12 protein-coding genes, 2 tRNA genes and 6 rRNA genes are annotated in these 25,816 nt (G+C 50.9%); 16 read left to right on the forward strand and 4 right to left on the reverse strand.

The window, feature by feature from the left end:
• The first annotated feature begins 6 nt into the window (after nucleotides 1-6).
• Nucleotides 7-1,194 carry a cysteine desulfurase NifS gene (nifS, locus tag L1S32_RS09895; protein ID WP_278154942.1) on the forward strand — a complete coding sequence of 396 codons (1,188 nt, stop codon included), beginning with the start codon at nucleotides 7-9 and terminating at the stop codon, nucleotides 1,192-1,194.
• A 13-nt stretch (nucleotides 1,195-1,207) separates the two neighbouring features.
• Entirely contained in the window at nucleotides 1,208-1,624 is a 417-nt protein-coding gene (nifU, locus tag L1S32_RS09900) for a Fe-S cluster assembly scaffold protein NifU (protein ID WP_278154943.1), read from the forward strand.
• Between the two features lie 51 nt (nucleotides 1,625-1,675).
• Here the strand turns inward: nifU and L1S32_RS09905 are convergent, their stop codons facing one another.
• Complete coding sequence (locus L1S32_RS09905) at nucleotides 1,676-2,281, reverse strand: hypothetical protein (RefSeq protein ID WP_278154944.1); 606 nt, start codon at nucleotides 2,279-2,281, stop codon at nucleotides 1,676-1,678.
• A gap of 287 nt (nucleotides 2,282-2,568) precedes the next feature.
• On the opposite strand from L1S32_RS09905, the gene thiM reads away from it, so the two are divergent.
• A complete protein-coding gene (thiM, locus tag L1S32_RS09910) occupies nucleotides 2,569-3,384 on the forward strand; it encodes a hydroxyethylthiazole kinase (protein ID WP_278154945.1) in 816 nt (271 codons plus the stop codon).
• An 86-nt stretch (nucleotides 3,385-3,470) separates the two neighbouring features.
• Nucleotides 3,471-4,184: a thiamine phosphate synthase gene (gene thiE / locus L1S32_RS09915; RefSeq protein WP_278154946.1), complete on the forward strand. Its 714-nt coding sequence runs from the start codon at nucleotides 3,471-3,473 to the stop codon at nucleotides 4,182-4,184.
• Nucleotides 4,185-4,324: 140 nt separating this feature from the next.
• Here thiE and L1S32_RS09920 read toward each other — a convergent pair whose 3' ends face one another.
• Nucleotides 4,325-4,987, reverse strand: coding sequence for a tetratricopeptide repeat protein (locus L1S32_RS09920; protein WP_278154947.1), 663 nt, complete (start codon nucleotides 4,985-4,987; stop codon nucleotides 4,325-4,327).
• Nucleotides 4,988-6,033: 1,046 nt separating this feature from the next.
• Here L1S32_RS09920 and L1S32_RS09925 point away from each other — a divergent pair.
• The 8 genes from L1S32_RS09925 (at nucleotide 6,034) to rrf (L1S32_RS09960) (ending at nucleotide 18,334) form a co-directional block, all read left to right on the forward strand.
• Nucleotides 6,034-7,501 (forward strand): 16S ribosomal RNA (locus L1S32_RS09925).
• 59 nt (nucleotides 7,502-7,560) lie between these two features.
• Nucleotides 7,561-7,633: transfer RNA gene (locus L1S32_RS09930), tRNA-Ala, on the forward strand.
• Between the two features lie 173 nt (nucleotides 7,634-7,806).
• Nucleotides 7,807-10,726, forward strand: a 23S ribosomal RNA gene (locus L1S32_RS09935).
• Nucleotides 10,727-10,791: 65 nt separating this feature from the next.
• Nucleotides 10,792-10,913 (forward strand): 5S ribosomal RNA (gene rrf, locus L1S32_RS09940).
• The 16S, 23S and 5S rRNA genes sit together here with 1 tRNA gene alongside, the layout of an rRNA operon.
• A gap of 2,541 nt (nucleotides 10,914-13,454) precedes the next feature.
• Nucleotides 13,455-14,922 (forward strand): 16S ribosomal RNA (locus tag L1S32_RS09945).
• A gap of 59 nt (nucleotides 14,923-14,981) precedes the next feature.
• Nucleotides 14,982-15,054 (forward strand) — tRNA-Ala (locus L1S32_RS09950).
• Nucleotides 15,055-15,227: 173 nt separating this feature from the next.
• Nucleotides 15,228-18,147 (forward strand): 23S ribosomal RNA (locus L1S32_RS09955).
• 65 nt (nucleotides 18,148-18,212) lie between these two features.
• A 5S ribosomal RNA gene (gene rrf / locus L1S32_RS09960) occupies nucleotides 18,213-18,334 on the forward strand.
• Nucleotides 18,335-18,762: 428 nt separating this feature from the next.
• Here the strand turns inward: rrf (L1S32_RS09960) and L1S32_RS09965 are convergent.
• Nucleotides 18,763-19,611, reverse strand: coding sequence for a hypothetical protein (locus L1S32_RS09965; RefSeq protein WP_278154948.1), 849 nt, complete (start codon nucleotides 19,609-19,611; stop codon nucleotides 18,763-18,765).
• 243 nt (nucleotides 19,612-19,854) lie between these two features.
• On the opposite strand from L1S32_RS09965, the gene L1S32_RS09970 reads away from it, so the two are divergent.
• From L1S32_RS09970 to L1S32_RS09985, 4 genes are all read left to right on the forward strand, one after another.
• Entirely contained in the window at nucleotides 19,855-21,087 is a 1,233-nt protein-coding gene (locus L1S32_RS09970; protein ID WP_278154949.1) for a TM1812 family CRISPR-associated protein, read from the forward strand.
• 88 nt (nucleotides 21,088-21,175) lie between these two features.
• Nucleotides 21,176-21,409, forward strand: a complete 234-nt coding sequence (locus L1S32_RS09975; RefSeq protein ID WP_278154950.1) for a hypothetical protein — start codon at nucleotides 21,176-21,178, stop codon at nucleotides 21,407-21,409.
• A 630-nt stretch (nucleotides 21,410-22,039) separates the two neighbouring features.
• The gene (locus L1S32_RS09980) at nucleotides 22,040-23,647 is read left to right on the forward strand and encodes a PocR ligand-binding domain-containing protein (protein ID WP_278154951.1); all 1,608 of its coding nucleotides are present in this window, start codon (nucleotides 22,040-22,042) and stop codon (nucleotides 23,645-23,647) included.
• Between the two features lie 142 nt (nucleotides 23,648-23,789).
• Nucleotides 23,790-25,424 (forward strand): PocR ligand-binding domain-containing protein, encoded by a 1,635-nt coding sequence (locus L1S32_RS09985; protein WP_278154952.1) that lies wholly within the window; start codon nucleotides 23,790-23,792, stop codon nucleotides 25,422-25,424.
• Nucleotides 25,425-25,474: 50 nt separating this feature from the next.
• Here L1S32_RS09985 and L1S32_RS09990 read toward each other — a convergent pair whose 3' ends face one another.
• Nucleotides 25,475-25,780, reverse strand: coding sequence for a YunC family protein (locus tag L1S32_RS09990; protein WP_278154953.1), 306 nt, complete (start codon nucleotides 25,778-25,780; stop codon nucleotides 25,475-25,477).
• Nucleotides 25,781-25,816 lie beyond the last annotated feature (36 nt).

The raw sequence follows: 25,816 nt of genomic DNA on the forward strand, positions 1-25,816 counted from the left end.
TACGATATGAATACTGAGAAGCGACTGGTGTACATGGACCATGCGGCAACGACGGCGACCCGCCCGGAGGTCGCAGCGGCGATGATCCCCTATATGACCGGCACATTTGGCAATCCCTCATCCCTCTATGACCTTGCAAAGGCCTCACGCAATGCGGTGGATGAGGCACGGGAACGGGTGGCTAATGCCATCGGGGCGGATCCAAAAGAGATCTACTTCACCAGCGGTGGCACTGAGTCAGACAACTGGGCGATAAAGGGGGTTGCCTTTGCCAAGAAAGCGAAGGGCACCCACATCATTACCTCTGTTATTGAGCACCATGCTGTTTCCCACACGTGTGAGTGGCTGGAAAAACAGGGTTTTTCAGTGACCTATCTCCCGGTTGACCGCTTCGGGCTGGTCGACCCCGCAGATGTGGAGGCAGCAATCACTCCGGAGACGATTCTCATCACCGTGATGATGGCAAACAATGAGATCGGTACCATCCAGCCGATTGCAGAAATAGGTGCTATCGCCCGGAAGCATGGCGTTCTCTTCCACACCGATGCGGTGCAGGCGGTGGGGCATATTCCGGTTGACGTGGGTGCACAGAATATTGACCTCCTCTCGCTTTCAGGGCATAAATTCCACGGGCCGAAGGGGACTGGTGCCCTCTATATCGGGCCGGGGGTGCGGCTTGACCCCCTGATGCACGGTGGTGCTCAGGAGCGGGGGCGGCGTGCAGGAACCGAGAATGTACCCGGCATCGTCGGTCTGGGGCTCGCCCTCTCTCTTGCGGTTGGAGAGATGAGAGAGAATGCTCTGCGGATCACCGCCCTGCGTGACAGGCTCACGGAAGGACTGCTTGCGATTCCCGAAACCTACTTAAACGGGCACCCGGAACAGCGCCTCCCGAACAATGTGAACGTGGTCTTTGCGTTTATTGAGGGAGAGTCGATTCTTTTGATGCTCAACCGCCGGGGGATTGCAGCGTCTACCGGCAGCGCCTGCAGTTCCCGTTCCCTGGAGCCGTCTCATGTGCTCATCGCCTGCGGCCTGCCCCATGAGGTGGTGCATGGGTCCCTGCGCCTGACGCTGGGCGAGGAGACTACAGAGGCAGACGTGGATTATGCGATTGATGCGGTAAAAGAGATCGTGCAGCGGCTGAGGAATATGTCGCCTTTAACGCCGCCTGAGTTAAGGAGTCAGTCATAGGAGGAGATGAGAGATGTACAACGAGAAGGTGATGGACCATTTTGAGCACCCGAGAAATCAGGGTGTTATTGAGGATGCTGACGGCACCGGTGAGGTTGGCAATGCCCAGTGCGGGGATATCATGAAGATATACCTGAAGGTGGAGGGTGATGTGATCACAGACGTGAAATTCCAGACCTTCGGGTGCGGGGCTGCGGTCGCATCATCAAGCATGGCGACTGAACTGATCAAAGGCAGGACGCTGGAGGAGGCGTGGGAGCTCTCCAATAAGGCGGTTGCAGAAGCGCTGGAGGGTCTGCCGCCCCAGAAACTACATTGTTCGGTGCTTGCCGAAGAGGCGATTCATGCGGCGATTAATGACTATCGGGTGCAGCACGGCCTTGAAGCGTGGGAAGAGAAGAAAGGCAGCCACGCTGAACACCATCACTAATCTTTTTTTAAGGCAGTCGTGAATTCCACCTGAGTCTTTCGTTCAGCTGTATCATGTATCCGAAAGTTCAGATCGTATACTTTTGGATATCTGAATACTATTGACCAGTCCAAAAACCACGAGGGGGGGAATCCCGCAGAACCCAACGAGAATAAGAATGATAAATCCGTTCGTTACATCGGTAATCAATCCAACCGTGGGGAAAAATGCATAGGAAATGGTCTCATACATAGGGACGAGCAGGAGTATGCTGATGAATGCCGCAATTAAAACAGGGATTCTCATCATCTTTCTGAACTCCGGTGTCATCGCGGCAAAGAACAGAAGAGAAACAGGGATGATGAGGTAATAGAGCATCCCTCTCAGTCTTGCAGGAGTCATCCCATCCGCGACCATCCGGAATAGCTCCGGGGATGCGAGGGAGAAGATTTCCGTGATGATGATCAGGATGAGAAGCAGGGGATAGAGCATTCCAATCCACCAGAAGCGGCATTTTTCGTTGAGATAATCCAGAAAAAGAATTGAACCCAAAAAGGCCGTTGCTGCAAGTGCAATCGGGATGTATGGACCCCCAATTACGGTATAGACAAGGGGGTAGCCCATCATCGCCAATATGGGCGAGTATATTGTTAATTTTGGGAGAAGATCACCGATCATCCGGATCTTCCCCTGATGATTCCCGAACGGTCGTGAACGTGTGTGCTGTTATCTGAGATGATCCATCCCCCCTGAGCATATGGTTTTACCCCTGTGATCCGATGTGGGGGGGCATGCATATATCTTCCGATACTGTTCCCGCATTTATGGTTCTTGTCCATTTCGAAGGTATGAAACGTGAAGGGGCAGGATTTCCTGAAACATGGTCTTTGTCCTGCATTGTTGCCGGGGTGAAAACCCTTCTTAGGTCAGAGCACGAATAGGAGAGGTACGTTCGGTGAATACCAATGGATTCTCATAAAATCGCAGACAAACTGGCGGCGGTGCGGTCCTGCCACCCGCTGGTACACCACATCACGAATACGGTGACCATCAATGACTGTGCCAATATCACGCTCTGTGCCGGGGGTGCACCGGTGATGGCGGCAGCACGGGAGGAGGCCGGTGAGATGGCAGCGATGGCCAGTGCTCTCGTGCTCAATATCGGGACTCTCTCCTGTGATCAGGTGGATTCGATGCTCATTGCAGGAAGAGCGGCGAATGCCCGCGGTATTCCGGTTATTCTTGACCCTGTCGGCGCCGGTGCAACGGCGATGCGGACAGAGGCGTCTGAAAGGCTGCTTGCAGAACTGGATATTGCCGTTCTGAAGGGCAATGCTGGTGAGATTGGTGTCCTTGCAGGTATCGGCGGAGAGGTGCGCGGTGTGGACTCCGGCGGCTGTGCCGGTGACCCTGCGTCTGTCGCTGCCGCCTGTGCCCGGAAGTATAACACGGTTGTGGTGATGACGGGACCTGAGGATTACATATCTGACGGTGAACGGACGCTTGTGGTCGGAAACGGCAACCCGATGATGGGTCGCCTGTCGGGGACCGGATGCATGACAGCGTCTGTGGTGGGCGCCTTTGCAGCGGCGGGAACGGATCTGGTTGAGTCATGTGCGGCCGCCTGCGCCGCCTTTGCCCATGCCGGGGAACGGGCGGCTGCCCAGGCCCGCGGCCCGTATTCGTTCCGGACGGCGCTCTTTGATGAGATGGCGAACCTTACCGAAGCAGATCTTGCGGCCCACGCTGACGTGAGGGCTGTGGATATGGATGCTGCCTGAACCGGGGGAACCGGCTCATGCGAACACGGATCGGGCCGGATCCCCTGACAAAAAATCTTAACGAAGATTATGAGTGAGCTGAAGATATGACAGAGGGCAGGAATCTGAACCGAATGAGCCATCTGCCGGGGCGGAGAACCATTCCGGAACTCTATGTGGTCACCGACACGGTTATTGGCCGGGGTCGTTCCCATGCAGAGATTGCCGCAGCTGCTTCAGCAGGCGGCGCCGGCATCATCCAGCTGCGGGACAAACATCTGGCACCGGAGGCCCTGCTTCGTGAGGCAGTCGCCGTCCGTGAGGCGCTGTCCTCCTCTGATGCCCTGTTTGTGGTGAACGATTCTCTGGATGTGGCGATTGCATCCTGTGCGGACGGGGTGCATTTGGGGCAGAGCGATGGGTCCGTCACGGAGGCACGGGCCGCTGCAGAGGCAGCTGCCCACGTTGGATTTCTCATCGGTGTCTCTGTCGGGTGTGTTGAAGAGGCCTTTCGGGCGGTTGATGAGGGTGCAGATTATGTCGCCCTCGGTCCGGTCTTCTCCACCACCTCGAAGGAGGATGCCGGTGCGGCTCGCGGCCTCCTGATCCTCAGGGAGATCCGTGAGGCGCTTTCCACCGTGCCCCTCGTTGCCATTGGCGGGATTGGTCCTGCGAATGTACAGGACGTATTCCGGGCCGGTGCTGACTCGGCGGCGGTTATATCGGCTGTCGTCGGACAGGATGATGTTGCTGCGGCGGCAAGGGGAATGGTGGCATTGATTGAGAGGGTGAGGGGTCCGGGTGTGGGGACTCTCAGGTAACAGGGCAGGGACAAATGGGTGCTATCTGAATTCAGATGTCTGCCAGGGCGGACTCAATCTGTCTTTACTTCCACAGCTGGGGAGTTTGGGCCGGCACTGATTTCCTTTCCTGACAGATTCATTCCCTTTTCCATCCCCCTTCAGTCAATATACTGCATCGGAGGGATATGGTCCCGGTTGTACAGGGCCTCGGTATAACCGGGGTCAATCTCAAGGGCTCGGGTGAAACAGGCCAGTGCTTCCTGAAATGATCCTGCTTCAACGAGGGTCAGCCCTTTTGCATTCCAGGCAATTGCATCATCAGGATGGATTGCAAGCATGGTATCATACCATTTATGCCCTTCCGGGATCTCTTTTTCACTGTTTATTGCCTGAGATACCAGGATGCTGTCCTGTTCAAATACGGTATTGCCCTGCTCACATCCTGCTACACAGGAGGCTCTATTTCCAGGCGTTTCCAGGATCCCGTCATCTGCTCCGTCCCTAAGGAATGAAACCAGTTCATCCAGCATCCGGTTATTTCCCTGAATTGATGATTGTTTTTCATGTATTGACTGTTCTTTTTCCTTCAGGTAATGTACCAGACACTCAAGTTCCTTTCGCACACCGGGAGTCCGAATCGCCGTTCGGGATATTCGCACACAGAGGCAATTGTCATCTGCCGGAATCATCGTGTTCCATTTCGCTCCCGAACAGACATCTGCGATCAGGTCCGGGTTAATAACATCGGACTGTATGAGGAGCTCTGCGTAATCATCAGATCCATCGGTCTCGAAGTGTTTGTTGATTGTTAATTCCACCATCTTCCTTGTCTCCCCATACCTGATTGTACTATCCCTGGTCTGCTTGCTATCCGGGATGGTTCTTTTTCTGATAGCACTTCTCAACGATGACTCAGATAAACTGAGCGGTCTCCACCGATGCACCACCTCCGAAGATACCGGCTGTGCTCCTCCTGGTGGTTCTGGTCGTGTTTGAGGGGATTGCCATGACAGGATCGTTTTGGAGGAAGTATTCAATATAGTGGACGCAGGTATTGGTGTTGTCTGGCAGTTTTTTTGGCCGGGGGGTTGGTGAACCGGATTTTTCTGCGGCACGGGGTCATAAATCCTCTGAATTTCTTCATTTTTTGCGCGTGGCTTCGGGTTTTTGGTACGGGAGGGGGGCTGTGTCGGGGTTGAGTGCCTGATAATACTCCGCCTAATGTTTTTCCTCCCTTTGGCGGGGTCATGGCGGTGGAGTGATGTCCGTAAAGTTGTCATATTGGTCTTTTTCTGGCAATTTGCTGTTTTTTATCGCTTTGCGCGTTTGTCAACTCTGGACTCCGTCCCCCTCTCTCAGGGTGGTGAAATAATTATTCTGACGGTTTTCCTGCCCTCAATGGGTGCTGAAATAACTAGCCCTTCTGTCATATTAGGTTAATTTTGGATTTTCTGGTGCGAATTGGAGAATGAAATGCGAGTGTTTATATTGGCGTAAGTACCATGTTGTTAGGTCGATTGTTTGAGACATTCGGGGGCTGAACTGCCTTTGTTTGATCTGCTTACAATAAAAATATCCAAGGAATACAATCTCTGGAGTCCTCCGGCAATCCGCCGGCTGCTGCAGGGATTTAATACAGGATTTCAATCGGAAATGCAAGGGTTTATAATCCTTCAATTCCTATATTGTAGTCCGAGATTTTGATGGAGAACCAAAATCGCTCGAATGGGAGTGTTGGTTCTGACGTTGGCACTGGCAATGCGGAAATTTGTTTAGTAACCGCTAATATCCTTTAAAAAATAAGCCGAAAGTAAGTGTGCTTTGATGAGCAAAACTGAGGTATCAGTTTGCCTACTTCAAGAAATTAATTCTGGTTGATCCTGCCAGAGGTCACTGCTATCGGGGTTCGATTAAGCCATGCGAGTCGAGAGGGTTCAGACCCTCGGCGGACTGCTCAGTAACACGTGGATAACCTGCCCTAAGGTGGAGGATAACCCCGGGAAACTGGGGATAATACTCCATAGATTAGAGATACTGGAATGTTCTTTAGTCGAAAGTTCCGGCGCCTTAGGATGGATCTGCGGTCGATTAGGTTGTTGTTGGGGTAACGGCCCAACAAGCCTGTAATCGATACGGGTTGTGGGAGCAAGAGCCCGGAGATGGAATCTGAGACACGATTCCAGGCCCTACGGGGCGCAGCAGGCGCGAAAACTTTACAATGCAGGAAACTGTGATAAGGGAACCCCGAGTGCCCGTATACGCGGGCTGTCCAGGTGTCTAAAAAGCATCTGAAGAAAGGGCCGGGCAAGACCGGTGCCAGCCGCCGCGGTAATACCGGCGGCTCGAGTGGTGGCCACTATTATTGGGCTTAAAGCGTCCGTAGCTGGACCGATAAGTCTCTTGGGAAATCCGCCGGCTTAACCGGCGGGCGTCTAAGAGATACTGTTGGTCTAGGGACCGGGAGAGGTGAGAGGTACTCCGGGGGTAGGAGTGAAATCCTGTAATCCCCGGGGGACCACCGATGGCGAAGGCATCTCACCAGAACGGCTCCGACAGTGAGGGACGAAAGCTGGGGGAGCGAACCGGATTAGATACCCGGGTAGTCCCAGCCGTAAACTATGCGCGTTAGGTGTACTGGTGACCACGAGTCACCGGGGTGCCGAAGGGAAACCGTGAAACGTGCCGCCTGGGAAGTACGGTCGCAAGGCTGAAACTTAAAGGAATTGGCGGGGGAGCACCACAACGGGTGGAGCCTGCGGTTTAATTGGACTCAACGCCGGAAAGCTCACCGGATAGGACAGCGGAATGATAACCGGGCTGAAGACTCTGTTTGACCAGCTGAGAGGAGGTGCATGGCCGTCGTCAGTTCGTACTGTGAAGCATCCTGTTAAGTCAGGCAACGAGCGAGACCCACGCCAACAGTTGCTAGCTTGTTCTCCGGAACGAAGAGGACACTGTTGGGACCGCCTCTGCTAAAGAGGAGGAAGGAATGGGCAACGGTAGGTCAGCATGCCCCGAATTATCCGGGCTACACGCGGGCTACAATGGGCAGGACAATGGGTATCGACACCGAAAGGTGAAGGCAATCTCTTAAACCTGTCCTAAGTTCGGATTGTGGGCTGTAACTCGCCCACATGAAGCTGGAATCCGTAGTAATCGCGTTTCAACATAGCGCGGTGAATGCGTCCCTGCTCCTTGCACACACCGCCCGTCAAACCATCCGAGTGAGGTTTGGATGAGCCTGTGGTTTTTGCCGCAGTCGAATCTAGGTTTCGCAAGGAGGGTTAAGTCGTAACAAGGTAGCCGTAGGGGAATCTGCGGCTGGATCACCTCCTAAAGAACTGGGTAAGCGGTTATTAAACAAAACGTAAAATTGTCGGTGTCAACAGGATATGGGCTTATAGCTCAGCTGGAAGAGCGCGGCGTTTGCAACGCCGAGGCCAGGGGTTCAAATCCCCTTAAGTCCATTGCCTGGTAATCAGAGTGGTTAGTAATAACCATTTAATCTGAAACACCAGGCTCCCATGCACCCGGAGACGTGAGTCATCGGGGAAGGGCCGAGAGTCTAACCGACTCTTTGAGGCTGTGTAAAGGTGTGCACATTGGACGTTAAATGAGTTTTAACGGACACAATCAAAAAAGACAAGCTGATACAAACCTGTCAGTGGATGGCTCGGTTCGAGTGCCGATGAAGGGCGTGCCAAGCTGCGATAAGCTCCGGGTAGGCGCATGGAACCTATGATCCGGAGATTCCCTAATGGGACCTCCTGCTTCTTTAAGAAGCGATCCGTAAGGATTGGGAACCCCCCGAATTGAAACATCTCAGTAGGGGGAGGAAGAGAAATCAAACGAGATGTCGTGAGTAAAAGCGATCGAAAACGACAGAGTTCAAACCGAATCCCTTCGGGGACATGTGGTGTTGTGAGCCTTCCGTTTAATCAAACATCCGAAGCGGAAATATTTCTGGAACGGTTTGCCACAGAGGGTGATAGCCCCGTACGCATACCGATGTTTGATGAGGAAGTGTCTCGAGTAGTGCGGGTTGGAATTCTCGCATGAACCTGGGGGTCATCAACCTCCAAAACTAAATACTCCTCGAAACCGATAGCGCATTAGTAGCGTGAGCGAAAGCTGAAAAGTAACCCTGGAAAGGTGGTTAAAAGTGCCTGAAACTGATAGGTGATAGTGTGTTATGGCATGCAAGGATCTTTACACCGAAAGAACCCGTCGCGAGGCGGTTGTATGAGGTGTACTGCCGGTGTCATAACGTACGTTTTGAAGAACGGGCCAGAGAGTTTATTCTGTTGGCGAGGTTAACCGGTAAGGGAAGCCGAAGCGAAAGCGACAAGTCCGTAGTTTCGACATGGGACGACGTATTAATAGTGCGTGTAGTCGACAGGATAAGACCCGAAGCCCAGTGATCTATGCGTGGGCAGGCTGAAGGGTGACGAAAGTTGCGTGGAGGGCCGTAGCGGTATTGATATGCAAATCATTCGTGTGACCTGCGTATAGGGGTGAAAGGCCAATCGAACTGGGCATCAGCTGGTTCCTCTCGAAACATGCCGTAGCATGACCTGGCTGGAGATAGACGGTGAGGTAGAGCACTGATTGGAGGAGTTGGGGAAGAAATTCCTCACCTTCCTGTCAAACTCCGAATTCCCCGTCGTCGTAGAAGGCTGGAAGTCCGCATTACGGGGTAAGCTTGTAATGCGTAAGGGAGACAACCCAGACTGTGGTTAATGTCCCTCAGTGTAGGTTAAGTGTCAACACTAAAAGATGTCCTAGGCCAAAGACAACTGGAAGGTGAGCTTAGAAGCAGCTACCCTTTAAAAAGTGCGTAACAGCTTACCAGTCGAGGTTTAGGGCGCTGAAAATGGACGGGGCTAAAACCTACCACAGATACCACAGACCACCGCAAGGTGATGGCGTAGAGAGGCGCTCTGCATGGGCGGAAGCAGGGGCGTAAGTTCCTGTGGACCGTGTAGAATTGAGAATTCTGGCATTAGTAGAAGCATAGTTAGGTGAGAATCCTAACCGCCGAAGGGGCTAGGTTTCCTCGGCAATGTTCGTCAGCCGAGGGTTAGTCGGTCCTAAGTTATACCGTAACTCGAGTATAGCGAAAGGGAAACAGGTTAATATTCCTGTACCATCTGATTGTAGTCTTCGGACCCCGACGTTTCTGGATATGCTTTGCAGGGCTGTCGCCCTGTCTAATCGTATAAGCTCTCGGAGAACCGTAATGGTGAGAATTGAGTGAAAGCGTGATGGAGTAATAAAGCAAATTCCTGGAACCCGTGAAAAGGGAATCAGATGTCCGTACCGAGATCTGACACAGGTGCCCCTAGCTGAGTAGGCTAAGGCGTGTCGGTTTAATTGTGTTTAGGGAATTCGGCAAAATGGCCCCGTAACTTTGGAATAAGGGGTGCCTGCCCGGAGATCGGGCAGGTCGCAGTGACCAGGGGGCTCCGACTGTCTAATAACAACATAGCAGACTGCAACTCCGTAAGGACTAGTATAGTCTGTGATTCCTGCCCAGTGCAGGTATCTGAAAACCGGGTTCAACCGGACGAAGGACCTGTAAACGGCGGGGGTAACTATGACCCTCTTAAGGTAGCGTAGTACCTTGTCGCTTAATTGGCGACTTGCATGAATGGATTAACGAGAGCCCTACTGTCCCAAACACAAGTCCGTTGAACATTTTATCCTAGTGCAAAGGCTAGGGACTCCAAATGGGAAGTGAAGACCCCGTGGAGCTTTACTGCAGCCTGTCGTTGTGTTACGGTATTCATTGCGCAGAGTAGATGGGAGATGTCGATCCAGCCCTCGTGGGGGCTGGTTAGTCACCAATGAGACACCATCCTTTGTATACTGTAACACTAACTCCTTGTGAGGACATCGGTAGGTAGGCAGTTTGGGTGGGGCGCCACACCCTCGAAAAGATATCAAGGGTGCCCCAAGGTCAACTCATGTGAGTCAGAAACTCACAGAAGAGTGTCAAGAGCAAAAGTTGGCCTGACGTGAACACGCATAGCAAGTGTTCACGAGAGGAAACTCGGGTCTAACGAACCAATACGCGCTTTTGATGAGTGCTATTGACGACAGAAAAGCTACCCCGGGGATAATTGAGTCGTCGCCGGCAAGAGCACATATCGACCCGGCGGCTTGCTACCTCGATGTCGGTTCTTTCCATCCTGGCTGTGCAGCAGCAGCCAAGGGTGAGGTTGTTCGCCTATTAAAGGGGATCGTGAGCTGGGTTTAGACCGTCGTGAGACAGGTCGGTTACTATCTATTTGGAGTGTTAGAGGTCTGAGGGTAAGACGGAAATAGTACGAGAGGAACTTTCCGTCGTCGCCACTGGTAGATCGGTTGTCCGACAGGGCAGTGCCGAGTGGCTACGCGATAATGGATAAAAGCTGAAAGCATCTAAGCTTGAAACCAGACCTAAAAAGAGACCTCGTCTGAGGGCATGGATAAAAGATCCGTTTGATAGGCTCGGGATGTACGCACGAAGGTAACGACGTGTTCAGTCCACGAGTACTAACGCCCGAATCAGCTAACACTGATTTACGTGCTCCGTTAAAACTCAGACGAAATCCAGTGTGCACACACGATACACAGCTTCTGTATTTGCGGCCATAGCAGCGGGGCAACACCCGGACCCATACCGAACCCGGAAGTTAAGCCCGTTCACGTAGTATGCTGTACTGAGTTACGCGAGTGCTCGGGAACCATACTTCGCTGCAAATGCTCTGCAAAGAAATGAAAATCTGTTCTGTAACTGTTATACCTGAGAGCCGAGGCTCTGCGGTTGATTCTTATCTGTAAACTGGTTCTAAGGGGTTATTCTGTTCTGTATATACGATACAAAAGAGCGTGAGTGCCCGGAAAGGATTGCTGTACCGCAGATGACTGCATGTGATTATTCTGTTCGGGAATGGGTATACAAAGGAGCGTGAGCCCCGGGGTTTTATTGTTCTGTCGGAGGCGTCTGCAGGAATTATTTTGTGCTGCATAAGACAGCTAAGGAGTATGCTTGTCTTTGCCTGTTTTTATGATGATTCCGGATATGTTTATCCCGATGCTTCATGTGAAATGAGCTGGTTCTGCAAAATCTGTTTTCATAGGTGACCGGCATCTCTGGATTTCCTGTGTTCGCTGGATGCAGGGGCCGTTGGTATTGACATTTGAGATGGATGTGTTCGTGGCTGAGGATATGTGATGTTGTACATTTTTCCGAAATTGCTGTATATTGGTTAAAATATATCTGCATCTGATTGGGAGGGTACTCCTGATTTGCATCCCGTCTGTGAGGTGATTTCCGGGTGAGGGTCTGAAAGGCACATCTATTGTTGATTTCTTAAGCGTGTGTGGTGAAATGCCATAGACGGGGATGGTGATATCATTTTGTGCAAAGAGGATAGTAGTGGATTCCTTGCAGGAATGCATGTCTTTTGGGCCTGTTTACGGTGCGTGTATTTGCTGAAGCCATCACTCCTTTCCTGCATCAGTATTCGTTCCTTACTTTGCTCACCGGGGAGTGGCAACGTTTGAATGGATACGCATGCATGAAATGTATTTTGAGATTTCTGTTCACTTTCCTCTTTTGTGCCTGCGAATCAATCCCTTCGGTTGGTTGTCGGTACGGCAATCTCTGTTTCGCTCCAGTTGGTTTGAAAAAAGCGCCGGTGGAGTTTGAATAAACTGGCAATGCAAGTATGCCACCTCTGCAGCCTTCTTCTTTTCGACAGTCCGTCTATCCATTTTCAACTGCTGCAGACATTCCGATGGTATGAAAATCGCGTTGTGATTTGTTATTCGAATGTACGAGATCATACTGTTTTTCACCATTTGCTAAGAAAAATACTGTTCGAAATGTCTTTTTCCGAAATTGCTGTATCTTCGCTTTTGGATTTACATCGGATGTTCTGAACTTTGTCCGTGTTGTCAGGGAGTAATAGTGCTTGTGGGCTGATTCCTGTGAAGGGAAGTGGCCTGGATGATATCCTGAGAGGCTCGGGGTATCAGGTAATTGCGCTCGTGATAGTGTGATTCCATGATTGAGTTGACGTGGACTATCATCCTTTTTCTCATATCTAGGGGGCAGATGGGATCTGCAATTGGCGAAAGGAATTATCGCTGCATTCTGTTTGGTAAGTATTGGTATGGGTACTTCCATGCGGTTACACGTATGGTGGTAGTTAGTGGGGATTACTTTCAATTGGAACAGCGTTGGGCGTTCTTCAGAAAAACATGGGTTCATTAGATGCCGAAAATTCCGTGTAAACAAGATATTCGTGCCGGATAAGTATTCTTATCTGGTGAATCTGCTCTGATTGGGTTTGATTGGGTTTGTCCGTGCCCTGATTTCAGATTATTCGTGGGCGTATCATCTCAAAAAACCGGATTATTCGTTTTCAGATCCATAATTCTGTTCTCCTGTGACATGTCTTTCCAAATGATGGCCTATCTGGCCCAAATGAAGCATCTCCGGTCTGTGTCACGGGGCCGACTGAAAAGATTCTGATCACATTTGCATATCCGGGAGTATGTGTGTGATTCCGTTTTCGTGTGCCAAAAAGGCGGGTTGAATCTTTTTGTAACTTCGAAGAATACTCTGTCTGAATGAAGGGCTGATGTGGCTTTCAAAATGGATTATTCCGGATAATTCTGGTTGTGCATGTTTTAGGTGAAGTGTGAAGTGATGATTTGCTGCACATTCCCGGCGGCGCCATTGTTGCATTCATAAATTGTGCGATAAATGTCACCGTTTTGAATGATTATTCTACTTTCATTAGGTAGTTCTGCGCGTTTTGGTATTTTCTGCAAAACGGTCTATGTTTTTGGCATATTCGTTGCTTTTCGGATGTTGATCTGGTGGTGAATGTCTATTTTTTTGGCAACCTTTATATCTCTGCGAGTGCCATGTTGTTAGGTCGATTGTTTGAGACATTCGAGGGCTGAACTGCCTTTGTTTGATCTGCTGACAATAAAAATATCCAAGGAATACAAATCTCTGGAGTCGTCCGGCAATCCGCCGGCTGCTGCAGGGATTTAACACAGGATTCCAATCGGAAATGCAAGGGTTTATAATCCTTCAATTCCTATATTGTAGTCCGAGATTTTGATGGAGAACCAAAATCGCTCGAATGGGAGTGTTGGTTCTGACGTTGGCACTGGCAATGCGGAAATTTGTTTAGTAACCGCTAATATCCTTTAAAAAATAAGCCGAAAGTAAGTGTGCTTTGATGAGTAAAACTGAGGTATCAGTTTGCCTACTTCAAGAAATTAATTCTGGTTGATCCTGCCAGAGGTCACTGCTATCGGGGTTCGATTAAGCCATGCGAGTCGAGAGGGTTCAGACCCTCGGCGGACTGCTCAGTAACACGTGGATAACCTGCCCTAAGGTGGAGGATAACCCCGGGAAACTGGGGATAATACTCCATAGATTAGAGATACTGGAATGTTCTTTAGTCGAAAGTTCCGGCGCCTTAGGATGGATCTGCGGTCGATTAGGTTGTTGTTGGGGTAACGGCCCAACAAGCCTGTAATCGATACGGGTTGTGGGAGCAAGAGCCCGGAGATGGAATCTGAGACACGATTCCAGGCCCTACGGGGCGCAGCAGGCGCGAAAACTTTACAATGCAGGAAACTGTGATAAGGGAACCCCGAGTGCCCGTATACGCGGGCTGTCCAGGTGTCTAAAAAGCATCTGAAGAAAGGGCCGGGCAAGACCGGTGCCAGCCGCCGCGGTAATACCGGCGGCTCGAGTGGTGGCCACTATTATTGGGCTTAAAGCGTCCGTAGCTGGACCGATAAGTCTCTTGGGAAATCCGCCGGCTTAACCGGCGGGCGTCTAAGAGATACTGTTGGTCTAGGGACCGGGAGAGGTGAGAGGTACTCCGGGGGTAGGAGTGAAATCCTGTAATCCCCGGGGGACCACCGATGGCGAAGGCATCTCACCAGAACGGCTCCGACAGTGAGGGACGAAAGCTGGGGGAGCGAACCGGATTAGATACCCGGGTAGTCCCAGCCGTAAACTATGCGCGTTAGGTGTACTGGTGACCACGAGTCACCGGGGTGCCGAAGGGAAACCGTGAAACGTGCCGCCTGGGAAGTACGGTCGCAAGGCTGAAACTTAAAGGAATTGGCGGGGGAGCACCACAACGGGTGGAGCCTGCGGTTTAATTGGACTCAACGCCGGAAAGCTCACCGGATAGGACAGCGGAATGATAACCGGGCTGAAGACTCTGTTTGACCAGCTGAGAGGAGGTGCATGGCCGTCGTCAGTTCGTACTGTGAAGCATCCTGTTAAGTCAGGCAACGAGCGAGACCCACGCCAACAGTTGCTAGCTTGTTCTCCGGAACGAAGAGGACACTGTTGGGACCGCCTCTGCTAAAGAGGAGGAAGGAATGGGCAACGGTAGGTCAGCATGCCCCGAATTATCCGGGCTACACGCGGGCTACAATGGGCAGGACAATGGGTATCGACACCGAAAGGTGAAGGCAATCTCTTAAACCTGTCCTAAGTTCGGATTGTGGGCTGTAACTCGCCCACATGAAGCTGGAATCCGTAGTAATCGCGTTTCAACATAGCGCGGTGAATGCGTCCCTGCTCCTTGCACACACCGCCCGTCAAACCATCCGAGTGAGGTTTGGATGAGCCTGTGGTTTTTGCCGCAGTCGAATCTAGGTTTCGCAAGGAGGGTTAAGTCGTAACAAGGTAGCCGTAGGGGAATCTGCGGCTGGATCACCTCCTAAAGAACTGGGTAAGCGGTTATTAAACAAAACGTAAAATTGTCGGTGTCAACAGGATATGGGCTTATAGCTCAGCTGGAAGAGCGCGGCGTTTGCAACGCCGAGGCCAGGGGTTCAAATCCCCTTAAGTCCATTGCCTGGTAATCAGAGTGGTTAGTAATAACCATTTAATCTGAAACACCAGGCTCCCATGCACCCGGAGACGTGAGTCATCGGGGAAGGGCCGAGAGTCTAACCGACTCTTTGAGGCTGTGTAAAGGTGTGCACATTGGACGTTAAATGAGTTTTAACGGACACAATCAAAAAAGACAAGCTGATACAAACCTGTCAGTGGATGGCTCGGTTCGAGTGCCGATGAAGGGCGTGCCAAGCTGCGATAAGCTCCGGGTAGGCGCATGGAACCTATGATCCGGAGATTCCCTAATGGGACCTCCTGCTTCTTTAAGAAGCGATCCGTAAGGATTGGGAACCCCCCGAATTGAAACATCTCAGTAGGGGGAGGAAGAGAAATCAAACGAGATGTCGTGAGTAAAAGCGATCGAAAACGACAGAGTTCAAACCGAATCCCTTCGGGGACATGTGGTGTTGTGAGCCTTCCGTTTAATCAAACATCCGAAGCGGAAATATTTCTGGAACGGTTTGCCACAGAGGGTGATAGCCCCGTACGCATACCGATGTTTGATGAGGAAGTGTCTCGAGTAGTGCGGGTTGGAATTCTCGCATGAACCTGGGGGTCATCAACCTCCAAAACTAAATACTCCTCGAAACCGATAGCGCATTAGTAGCGTGAGCGAAAGCTGAAAAGTAACCCTGGAAAGGTGGTTAAAAGTGCCTGAAACTGATAGGTGATAGTGTGTTATGGCATGCAAGGATCTTTACATCGAAAGAACCCGTCGCGAGGCGGTTGTATGAGGTGTACTGCCGGTGTCATAACGTACGTTTTGAAGAACGGGCCAGAGAGTTTATTCTGTTGGCGAGGTTAACCGGTAAGGGAAGCCGAAGCGAAAGCGACAAGTCCGTAGTTTCGACATGGGACGACGTATTAATAGTGCGTGTAGTCGACAGGATAAGACCCGAAGCCCAGTGATCTATGCGTGGGCAGGCTGAAGGGTGACGAAAGTTGCGTGGAGGGCCGTAGCGGTATTGATATGCAAATCATTCGTGTGACCTGCGTATAGGGGTGAAAGGCCAATCGAACTGGGCATCAGCTGGTTCCTCTCGAAACATGCCGTAGCATGACCTGGCTGGAGATAGACGGTGAGGTAGAGCACTGATTGGAGGAGTTGGGGAAGAAATTCCTCACCTTCCTGTCAAACTCCGAATTCCCCGTCGTCGTAGAAGGCTGGAAGTCCGCATTACGGGGTAAGCTTGTAATGCGTAAGGGAGACAACCCAGACTGTGGTTAATGTCCCTCAGTGTAGGTTAAGTGTCAACACTAAAAGATGTCCTAGGCCAAAGACAACTGGAAGGTGAGCTTAGAAGCAGCTACCCTTTAAAAAGTGCGTAACAGCTTACCAGTCGAGGTTTAGGGCGCTGAAAATGGACGGGGCTAAAACCTACCACAGATACCACAGACCACCGCAAGGTGATGGCGTAGAGAGGCGCTCTGCATGGGCGGAAGCAGGGGCGTAAGTTCCTGTGGACCGTGTAGAATTGAGAATTCTGGCATTAGTAGAAGCATAGTTAGGTGAGAATCCTAACCGCCGAAGGGGCTAGGTTTCCTCGGCAATGTTCGTCAGCCGAGGGTTAGTCGGTCCTAAGTTATACCGTAACTCGAGTATAGCGAAAGGGAAACAGGTTAATATTCCTGTACCATCTGATTGTAGTCTTCGGACCCCGACGTTTCTGGATATGCTTTGCAGGGCTGTCGCCCTGTCTAATCGTATAAGCTCTCGGAGAACCGTAATGGTGAGAATTGAGTGAAAGCGTGATGGAGTAATAAAGCAAATTCCTGGAACCCGTGAAAAGGGAATCAGATGTCCGTACCGAGATCTGACACAGGTGCCCCTAGCTGAGTAGGCTAAGGCGTGTCGGTTTAATTGTGTTTAGGGAATTCGGCAAAATGGCCCCGTAACTTTGGAATAAGGGGTGCCTGCCCGGAGATCGGGCAGGTCGCAGTGACCAGGGGGCTCCGACTGTCTAATAACAACATAGCAGACTGCAACTCCGTAAGGACTAGTATAGTCTGTGATTCCTGCCCAGTGCAGGTATCTGAAAACCGGGTTCAACCGGACGAAGGACCTGTAAACGGCGGGGGTAACTATGACCCTCTTAAGGTAGCGTAGTACCTTGTCGCTTAATTGGCGACTTGCATGAATGGATTAACGAGAGCCCTACTGTCCCAAACACAAGTCCGTTGAACATTTTATCCTAGTGCAAAGGCTAGGGACTCCAAATGGGAAGTGAAGACCCCGTGGAGCTTTACTGCAGCCTGTCGTTGTGTTACGGTATTCATTGCGCAGAGTAGATGGGAGATGTCGATCCAGCCCTCGTGGGGGCTGGTTAGTCACCAATGAGACACCATCCTTTGTATACTGTAACACTAACTCCTTGTGAGGACATCGGTAGGTAGGCAGTTTGGGTGGGGCGCCACACCCTCGAAAAGATATCAAGGGTGCCCCAAGGTCAACTCATGTGAGTCAGAAACTCACAGAAGAGTGTCAAGAGCAAAAGTTGGCCTGACGTGAACACGCATAGCAAGTGTTCACGAGAGGAAACTCGGGTCTAACGAACCAATACGCGCTTTTGATGAGTGCTATTGACGACAGAAAAGCTACCCCGGGGATAATTGAGTCGTCGCCGGCAAGAGCACATATCGACCCGGCGGCTTGCTACCTCGATGTCGGTTCTTTCCATCCTGGCTGTGCAGCAGCAGCCAAGGGTGAGGTTGTTCGCCTATTAAAGGGGATCGTGAGCTGGGTTTAGACCGTCGTGAGACAGGTCGGTTACTATCTATTTGGAGTGTTAGAGGTCTGAGGGTAAGACGGAAATAGTACGAGAGGAACTTTCCGTCGTCGCCACTGGTAGATCGGTTGTCCGACAGGGCAGTGCCGAGTGGCTACGCGATAATGGATAAAAGCTGAAAGCATCTAAGCTTGAAACCAGACCTAAAAAGAGACCTCGTCTGAGGGCATGGATAAAAGATCCGTTTGATAGGCTCGGGATGTACGCACGAAGGTAACGACGTGTTCAGTCCACGAGTACTAACGCCCGAATCAGCTAACACTGATTTACGTGCTCCGTTAAAACTCAGACGAAATCCAGTGTGCACACACGATACACAGCTTCTGTATTTGCGGCCATAGCAGCGGGGCAACACCCGGACCCATACCGAACCCGGAAGTTAAGCCCGTTCACGTAGTATGCTGTACTGAGTTACGCGAGTGCTCGGGAACCATACTTCGCTGCAAATGCTCTGCAAAGAAATGAAAATCTGTTCTATAACTGTTATACCTGAGAGCCGAGGCTCTGCGGTTGATTCTTATCTGTAAACTGGTTCTAAGGGGTTATTCTGTTCTGTATATACGATACAAAAGAGCGTGAGTGCCCGGAAAGGATTCCTGTACCGCAGATGACTGCATGTGATTATTCTGTTCCGATACTGGTTAACCAGTGAGCGTGAGCGCCTGTAAATTCAATTTCATAGGATATACCATCGTATACCGTAGGCAATAGTATGTGGTGGGGAATTCCTGCATATCCGCAACGTAACGGGTTTCCCGGTTTCATTCAGACTGCATCAATTGACGGGAATCTATTGTCTGAATAAGAAAACAGAGGTTTTGAGTATTCTTTTCATTACGTAGTAAATATCCGGATGTTATTGGGAATGTATGCTGAACTATTTTTTTGTAAACAGAATTATTCTCCATTGTTTACCCAGATATGACGCAGTATCCCATTCAGCATGTTTTTGTACCAAATAATGGGTATCTTTCGAAGAGTGATAGAATGTGTACTCCCCGCTTCCTGCAGACTTCGCAGAAATCTCTTCTCCCAATACCTGCAGGCTCTGATAATTGGTAAACGGAAGGTCTTCAAAGAGATTCTTCCCTACCTGGGCTGTATCCCGGTCGTAAAGGATAAATCCGTCCGGCTGCATGATGGTTACCGTTATGCCCCTTTCCTCCTCAACCGGGGCGACAATTTCCCTGACCAATACGGAAGGGTCTGCCATAGCAAGTACACTGCCTTTGTATTCAGCATCCTCTGAAAATACCGGCCATGCAATTTCTATTCCCGTAAATCCCTCTTTTGCGATGAATGCATCCGAGAGAAATGGTTCTCGTGTCTTAATGATGGTCTCTCCCGGCTCACTTCCGGTGATGTTTATTCCGACAGATCCTGAATACGCTTCGGGTGCGACGGCAGTAATGGTGCCGTTCGGGACTATGGTAGCATATGAGAGGGCATAGCCTGCCCCGGAGAGCAGTTCATCCAGCACAGGCTGTACCTCCGGTGCAGATATTGATTCGGCAGAAGATAGTGTCTGGGCGGCACGCTCTGTTGATCCTCCAATAGAGCGCAGCACGGTCTTAATATTGGTTTTAAGGTAGTCAAGGTCATGTATGCCGTTGTCTTCATTGTTCTCCGTTTCTGAATGAAAAATTGATGGTGCTGCAAGAAGGATGCAGGCTGTTACAGCAATTACAAACAGTATCAGTACAGGCAGGATTTCATGCCGGTTCATGGTATGCACATATTTCACACCGGGAATTATTGCTCGTATCTGTGTGTGCCTGTGGATGAACGTTTTTGCGTCGGTAAAGATCTGGTTCAGGTACATGACTTCTTCTGTCAGATGCACTTTCCAGACGAACGTACATAACAGTTGAACCAAAAGAAAGATACGGGAGACGTTCTTTCTGGTGACTAATCGGCACTCCCGTTTTGGCAGCAGAATTATTCCTTTCAGGGCAAGAAGGTGCCATCATTGAAACTGATCTCATTTCTGGGCGGGCAGGAGGGCGGGGCGGGTGTGTATACCTGTGCAGGTACGTCCTGCGAAACACGGTTTGTACAGGAGGCAATATGTCGCCTCCTTGGAACAGTGGACACTGCCGTAATCTTTGCACCGGAAGGTGACCGAAATGCCGCATGGGAACCGGTTTCAGCGGCACTTGTTGGATGTGGCGTTCATCCGGAGCTGGAGATTATTCCCGACGGGGAGACCGAAGACGAACTATGGGAGATCTTCAGGGCACTTGAAAACAGCATCGATGACGGTGAAAAAATTGTCTTTGATATCACCCACGGGTTCCGCTCTCTTCTTCTGGTCGGTTTTCTCTCCGCAGCATTTCTGCGAACAACCGGCAAGGCAGAGATTTCGCATGTATTTTATAGCCCGGACCGGGGTGAAGGCCAGCCGTCCCCTCTTCTGGATTTGACACCATTTCTCTCGATACTGGACTGGACCACCAGTGTGCACGCCTTTCTCCGGTCGATGGATGGGGCCGGCATCAATTGCCTTGCAAACCGGACCGCAAAAGAGGCCTACCTCTCCGGGCGTCTGGATGCACCGGAGAAACTCTCGCGATTTGCAGAAACCCTGGACGGATTTGCGCTTGCGACACGAATGGCACGCCCGGTTGAGGCCCTGAACTTTGCCTCCGGTATCGCCCGTGATATCGATGAGGTCACCGGCGAGATGGAGGTATTCACCCCGCCCCTTGTGGAGGTGCTTGATGAGATCCGAACTGTGGGCGACCTCGGGATCCGCAAACCGAATCCGGATGAAGGCCTCACCTGGGCTCATGTGGAAAAAGAGCTCGGCCTGATTGGATTCATGATCGAACGCGGTCTCCTGCTCCAGGGGGTGACCTTCTCCCGCGAGTGGATGGTGAATGTCATGCTCCTCATCCGTTATCGAGATGGCTATACCGAATGGCTGAACCCTGAAATACGGTATGAGATGTCTCAGACCTTCGGGGCTGCCCTCCTGGATCTGAAACAATCTCCCTACAATCCGACCGGCCTCACTGACTGGTATATGCAGCTCCCCTGGGAAGAGCAGGCAACCCATCTCTGGGGAGAACTCTCCAGCATCAGAAATGACTTCGCCCACTGTGGTATGCGGGAATTCCCACCGCGGATTACACGTATGGATGATAAGGCAAAAGAACTCTATGGTCATCTCTGCGTTTTTTTTGGGATGGTGCAGAGATAACCTGCTAACCATTTGGCAGATGGGCCTGCAATCTGAAGATTCTGTCAACCACGGTATTTGTTGTTTCGTCAGTGTGGGAGGATATGGTATGAATAAAACTGCCAATGATGATGAAACCCAAATGGTGATCCGACTCATGTTTTCTAAGAAAAAATCCGGGGTTCGTGTACAACGATCCCTTCATAGGCATCCGGAACAGGAGGTCAATGGGCCGGGTGCAGAGGAAAGCGGCCGGGCAAAGAATGATGCGGGTGACCAGAAAACCCATCCCGAGAATGTCTGGTTCTGCACTGAACAGCCGAAGGAATTGGTGGTACAGTAACTGATATGTAATTTAGAATATCCCGATATTCTGTGGGGTGTTCTTCATTCCTCTTTTTGTCTCTTGTATTCCGTTCATCCTGATGGATTATCCTCTGCCAGAAAATAAACCTGAATACCGGGGATTCTACCAGTTAAATTGACTAAAACGCTCAGGAATTCAGATCCCCGGTACCAACCTACTTAAAGCATAACCGTTCTGAATCATCGTACGGGAGGAAGAGTACATGGATGTCACAGGAGCAGATATTCGAACCGTTTTGCCAATCAGGGGGGATGATATGCGTTTGCCAGACCGGGATTTCCTGCAGAATGTATCCCGGGTGCTGACAGAAAATGACTGGGAGAGCATTGAGGCAGAATTGAACCGGGCAATCCGGTGAAAAATTGCTTTGAAACGTATCAAACGAAAAACCCCTCATGTTCGTGTAATATGAAGCGGAACGGGGTTTATCTGCTGGAAATATGAACTATTTTTTTTTGCCGGTCATATTGTGTCCTCATGGTGCTACACAAAATTTATGTGCTGGCATTCAAAATAACCCTCGATTATTTGTTTTATTCTTCAAATTAAGAATTATTATATACTATTTTGACGGATTTTCACAATGAATGCCTATTGGGGGATTACGTGGCCTATTCAATATTGTATGTCGATGACGAAGCAGCATTGCTGGAGATCTCAAAACTCTTTCTGGAACAGGCAGGTCCCTTCACGGTTGACACTGCCTGTTGTGCAGCTGATGGGCTGAACATGCTCTGTAACGGTACATACTCCGTCGTTGTCTCGGACTATGAGATGCCGGGGATGAACGGTATCGAATTCCTGCAGGAAGTTCGAAACGTGTACCCCGACCTGCCCTTCATCATCTTTACCGGCAAGGGGCGTGAAGATGTCGTGATTGAGGCATTGAACCATGGGGCCAGCTATTATCTCCAGAAAGGCGGGGATCCGGTATCACAGTTCGCAGAACTTGCGCATAAAATCGTTCTCGCGGTAGAGAAGCGAAAGACTGAGGAGCAGTTGCGCCTCGATGAACAGCGTCTGGAGGCACTGGTTGATTTCCATGAAATGTCTGATATGCCGTTTCCTGAGTTTATGGAGTATGCAATTGAAGCGGTCACCCGGATTACCGGCAGCCAGTATGGTTTCATCGCCTCCGTGAACGATACGGAGGACGGGCTTTTGATGTACGGCTGGTCACAGCAGTCATTGAAGGACAACCGGATTCCAGTACTGAACAAAGACTTTCCACTGCATCATACCGGGCTCTGGGCCGATGCTGTCCGGGAGCGACGCCCCGTCATCATCAATGATTTTGCCGCCACTCCCGGTGGATCGCCACGGGTCCCGGACGGGCATATCCCCCTCACCCGTTACCTGGGTGTCCCTCTCCTTGATAGCGATAAGGCTGTTCTCCTTGCCGGTGTCGCTAACAAACAAACCCCCTTTGACGAAGCTGATGTCCGGCAAATAACCCTGCTCATCTCCGGCCTGTGGAAGATAGTCGTACAGAAAATAACCGAGGATAAACTCAGGGATGCCTATACTAAGATGGAGGAGAGCAGGAATCGCCTGCAGGGGCAGATACACTCTCTGCTGAGCCCTTCATCAGATGCCCCCGACCTGTTATTGACCGATCTTATCAGTGCTGATGATCTCCAGATGATTCAGGATGCCTTTGCAGATGCCTGCAATGTGTCATCCATGATCACTGATACCAATGGTACCCCCATCACCCGACTGAGCAATGGCTGTACAGTCTGCCAGCACATCCGCAGTACAGAGATGGGTGCAGAAAATTGCCGACGTTCTGATTGTATGCTCGGGAAAAAGGCGCGTGAGATGATGAAACCCACCTATGCGGCATGCTACGGGATCGGGTTTGTTGACGCCAGTGCACCTGTCTGTATCGGCGGGAGACATATTGCCAACTGGCTCATTGGGCAGAGTAATCCGATGGGGGTGACGGAGGACCGCGTTGCGGCATATGCTCGCGAGATTGGGGCGGATGAGGATGTACTTCTCGGCGCCTTCGAACAGATGGAGGTGATGTCACTTGATCAGTTCGAAAAAATTCTGCATTTGCTCTGGATCGCGGCAGCATCACTCTCTACCTTTGTTTACGTCAATGTCCGGCTGGCAACGGGTGCCCTTCAGGTTGAACCGTGTGGGGGGGAGCCTACAGGTGGGGAGTACAAAAAATACCCGTGTTCAGGGGTGACCTGCGGGAAGTGAGCTGAATGCAGGCGTTTCGATAATCGAATTTTGTCTGAATGAATTCCGTGAATCTCTCAAAAATTGGTTTTTGGCTGGAAATAATCGAATATTATTTACATTGTGAACAGCAATTCACATTTACCGCTCTTTGGGGGATAGTGTGACCAATTCAATCCTGTATGTCGATGATGAAGACGCGCTCCTCGAGATAACAAAAATATTTCTGGAACGATCCGGCGCCTTTTCTGTCGATACTGCCGGTTCTGCATCAGAAGCACTTGGGTTGATCCAGAGCCATGCATACAGTGCAATCGTCTCGGACTATGAGATGCCCGGGATGAACGGGATTGAGTTTTTAAAGGCGGTACGCACGTACTCTCCTGATCTTCCGTTCATCATCTTTACCGGCAGGGGTAGGGAAGATGTCGTGATTGAGGCATTAAACAGTGGTGCCAGTTATTATCTCCAGAAAGGGGGAAACCCAAAGGCACAATTTGCTGAACTCATACACAAGCTAAATCTCGCCATTGAGAAGCAAAAGACCGATGAACAGCTTTGGCTCGATGAGCAGCGTCTGGAGGCCCTGGTGGATTTTTACGAGAAGTCCATCCTCCCGTTTCATGAGTTTATGGACTATGCGATTGAGGAGATCACCCGGATCACCGGGAGCCAGTATGGCTACATCGCCTTTGTCAGTGAGAATGAGGATTGCCTTTCGATATACAGCTGGTCACAGCAGTCGTTGAAGGACTGCAGGATCAAAGAGCAGCAGAAAGAATACCCGCTGGAAGAGACCGGCATCTGGGGGGATGCGGTTCGCACGAGGCAGGTCACCATTGTCAATGATTTTGAGGCTGCTGTCAGGAATCGGAAAAAACTCCCGGAAGGGCACGTGCATCTGACCCGGTATCTGGGTGTCCCAATCTTTGACAAAGAAAAGATTGTCATTCTTGCCGGTGCTGCCAATAAAAAAACCGGGTATGACGATGCTGATGTCCGGCAGATAACCCTGCTCATGAATGGTCTGTGGGAAATTGTCAAACGGAAAAATACCGAGGATGAACTGAAGGCTGCCTATGGGGAGATGGAGGCGGCATATGAGGAGCTTCTGGCGAGTCAGGATGAGCTTGTGAGTACGCATCATGAACTGGAAGCAAGCAAAAAACGCCTGCAGGTACAGGTTGATTATCTTCTCACCCCCACCTCAGATGTCCCGGAACCGGAGCTGACTGAACTTATTCCCCCCGATGTTCTCCAGCGAATTCAGGATGCCTTTGCAGACGCCTGCAATGTGGCATCCGTGATCACCGATACGGAAGGCCATCCCATTACGCGGCTGAGCAATGGTTGTGAGGTCTGTACCATAATTCGCAGTACCGAAAAAGGCGCACATAACTGCAGAATCTCAGATCGGACGCTTGGAAAAGAGGCACACGACCTGATGAAACCCACCTGTGCCGCATGCCATGGCATTGGGTTCATCGATGCGAGTGCGCCAATCGTCGTCGGCGGGAGGCATATTGCCAACTGGTTCATCGGGCAGAGCAATCCGATGGATGTCACACCGGATCAGGTGGCCCAATATGCCCGGGAAATCGGTGCCGATGAAGATGCTCTCGTCGCCGCTTTTAACCGGATGGAGACAATGCCTCTTGACACATTCGAAAAGATTCTTTATCTGCTCTGGCTTGTGGCAGGACAACTGTCAACACTTGCATACACCAATCTTCGGCTTGCAAAGGATGCCCTGCAGGCACGGTCTGAACACCCGGTCTGCAGGGATGAGGGAAAATAATCCCCGGACGGGGAAAATATGGGACTGGGCTGTGGGAATCCCGGCGGTTTTTATCCCAGCAGGGCGAGTGCCTCTTCGCCGGTCATCCCAACCCGGACACCTCTCTGTTCTGCGGCGGCATTTGCCTCTTTGACAATTCCACGGAGAAGGTCGTCTGCGGTTGCGACTGATGTCTGCCCCTCAGGCGGACGGATACGGGCCGCTGCGTATCCGAAACCTCCCAAAGCCGCCACATCAATAGCACCACAACCAACAAGGCCGTGTTCGTTTGCGGCAAATACAATATTGACCGGGCCTGCGGGGATGACGGAGCAGACAAATGCTGTTCCTCCAACGATGATATTCTCGTCTGTCATGAAAGACACTATGCCTTCACTCCGGTAAAAATATGG

This window comes from Methanogenium sp. S4BF (assembly GCF_029633965.1).
GTDB lineage: Archaea > Halobacteriota > Methanomicrobia > Methanomicrobiales > Methanomicrobiaceae > Methanogenium.